The 2,469-nt window shown below is 61.1% G+C and carries 2 protein-coding genes; one reads left to right on the top strand and one right to left on the bottom strand.

Features of this window, described 5'->3' with window-relative positions; all coding sequences use genetic code 11:
* Positions 1-100: 100 nt before the first annotated feature.
* Complete coding sequence (locus NW820_RS02185; protein WP_414331038.1) at positions 101-529, bottom strand: hypothetical protein; 429 nt, start codon at positions 527-529, stop codon at positions 101-103.
* A gap of 112 nt (positions 530-641) precedes the next feature.
* Here NW820_RS02185 and recJ point away from each other — a divergent pair.
* Positions 642-2,469 (top strand): single-stranded-DNA-specific exonuclease RecJ (gene recJ / locus NW820_RS02180; RefSeq protein ID WP_414406570.1); only part of this gene is annotated, 1,828 nt, incomplete at its 3' end.

Genomic DNA, 2,469 nt, shown 5'->3' with positions numbered 1-2,469 from the left:
GCAGCCCAGTTGGGTTCACGGGAGAAACACAGATCTAGTGCATCTCCAGTATAGATAGGCTGGCAAGACTCTATCGCTATGGCTTGTCGGGGAGTTTGTTTCAGAGGCGACGGCGGCGGGATGGAGTCCTCGCCACAAGGGTGCGGGATCCCCCCAGGGCAAAGCGGATGATCTCCGTCTTGTACTGCTGCGAGCCCTCTGTGTAGCGGGCAAGCTGAATGGCAGATCCCTGGCCGGAAGGAAGCAAGAACCGTTCGCGACAGTGGTGGGCAGCACTCTCTGGAGTTTCCGCTTCGAGGGCAATGAAAAACCGCAGACGCAGCAGCACTTCCAACTTGGACAAGTGCTCGGTTTGCTCTGGCACCAAGCGGCCTAACGAGATTTGTAGGCGCGGCCTGCGTCGCCGAGATCCGGGGCGGCCCCAAAGCTGCTGGGCCAGTGTCCACAGAGAGGTCTGCTCAGAGGACTTGACCAACAGCTTTAAGCCTGTCAGCGGGTTAAGACCATAGGTAAGCAGCAGAGAATACATCGGCGGCAGGAAAGATTCAGAGGAGCGTTTTGAGCTAACGTCAAAAGGATACCCTATAGGCCAACTGTAGCACTGCCTACCCTCTATCCCCATCCAAGCCCCACCCTTCCCTATGGCCGGGATCCCTGCTCAACGCTGGCTGTTTCATCCTGTGGACAAGTTGACTGCCCAGAGCTTGGCCGAGGCAGTGGGGATCTCGCCCATATTGGCTCAGATCTTACTCAATCGCGGGCTCTCCAGCCCTGCTGCCGTGCAGCAGTACCTGCAGCCGGATCCCGCCCACCTGCCTCCACCCAGTCAGGATTTTGCCGATTTGCCCCTGGCGGTGGACTTGCTGGACGGGGCGATTCGCCGACAAGAGCCCATCGCCATTTGCGGCGACTACGATGCCGACGGCATGACCAGCACGGCCCTGCTGCTGCGGGCTTTGCGGGACGCTCCAGTGCATTACCGCATCCCCAGCCGCATGACGGAGGGCTATGGCCTCAACAGCCGCATGGTGCAAGAGCTTCACCGAGAGGGGGTGCGCCTCATTCTCACCGTGGACAACGGCATCTCCGCCCACGAGCCCATCCAACTGGCCAAAGCTCTGGGCTTGACGGTAATCGTGACGGATCACCACGATTTGCCGCCCCAGTTGCCCCCTGCCGATGCCATCCTCAATCCCAAGCAGCTCCCCGTTTCTTCTCCCTATCGGGGGATGGCCGGGGTGGGAGTTGCCTACCTCCTGGCCCAAGCGCTGGCCGAGCGCCGTGGTGATGGCCATCTGCAGCGGGTGGCCCTGGAACTGTTTACTGTGGGCACCATTGCCGATCTGGCGCCGCTGACGGGGGTTAACCGCCTTTGGGTGCGGCAGGGGCTGCACCTCTTGCCCACCTCCCAGGTGGCAGGGATCCGCGCCCTTCTGCAGGTGATGGGCATGCAGGGATCCCTGGAGGGGCTGCGGCCTGAGTGGATTGGGTTTGGCCTGGGGCCCCGCATCAATGCCGTTGGGCGAATTGGCCGGGCGAGAATGGGGATCCAGTTGCTGACCACCGACGATCCCCAGCAGGCAGAGAAGCTGGCCCGCCGCTGCGAACGGCTCAACCAGGTGCGGCAGCAGATGTGCGGGCGCATCGAGGCAGAAGCCCTCGAGCAAATTGCCCAGCAAGGCCGAGATCTGCAACAGGAGCGGGTGTTAACAATTTTGGGATCCCCTCAGCAGAAATGGCATAAAGGGGTGATCGGCATTGTGGCCTCGCGGTTGGCAGAGCGTTTTGGCTGTCCGGTGTTCATCGGCAGCCAGTCGCGGCAAGGGGAGATCAGTGGCTCGGCGCGGCAGGGGATCCCCGAGTTTGACGTGTTTCAAGCGTTGGAGTTTTGCAAGGATCTGTTCACCAAGCACGGCGGCCACCCCGCTGCCGGGGGATTTAGCCTGAGAGCAGAAGACTGGCCTTTTTTTGAAGAACGATTGCGGCAGTTTGCCCAACAGCAGTTGCAGCCGGAGCAGATCCAGCCGCTGGTGCAAATCGATGCCGAAGTGTCGCTGTCAGATCTCACCCTTGACCTCTATCGAGAGCTGCAGCATCTGCAGCCCTGTGGTATCGGCAACCCTGAGCCGGTCTTCTACAGCCGCAACCTGCAGGTTCTGCAACAGCAGCGATTTGGCCCAGTTCCCGGCCACCTGAAGCTGCTGCTCCGGGATCCTGCTCTCCCTACGCAACGCTCCCATGGGTTACGTGCTACTCGGACGGAGTCCTCTTGTCCGGGCAGGAGCGACTCAGCTGTCAAAACCTCCAGTTACGACACTGATGGGTTATCGCTGGGCAACGCTTTGGGCAACACTTTGGCGAACGGGTCAGCAGTGGGGATCACAAACGCGAAGCCCCAGCGCCCTCTTTGGGCCATCCGTTGGCGGGGAGCGGAAACCCATCCGCTGCCGGAGCGAGTTGATGTAGCCT

Origin of the sequence: Synechococcus sp. R55.7 (genome assembly GCF_047461955.1) — a bacterium.
GTDB lineage: Bacteria > Cyanobacteriota > Cyanobacteriia > Thermostichales > Thermostichaceae > Thermostichus.
The sequence above is the reverse complement of the archived record's forward strand: the minus strand, read 5'-3'. Positions and strand labels throughout refer to the sequence as shown.

What these genes read in the sequence shown, in the direction of transcription:
- NW820_RS02185 (WP_414331038.1), bottom strand. Translation starts at nt 529, where the DNA reads ATGTATTCTCTGCTGCTTACCTATGGTCTTAACCCGCTGACAGGCTTA.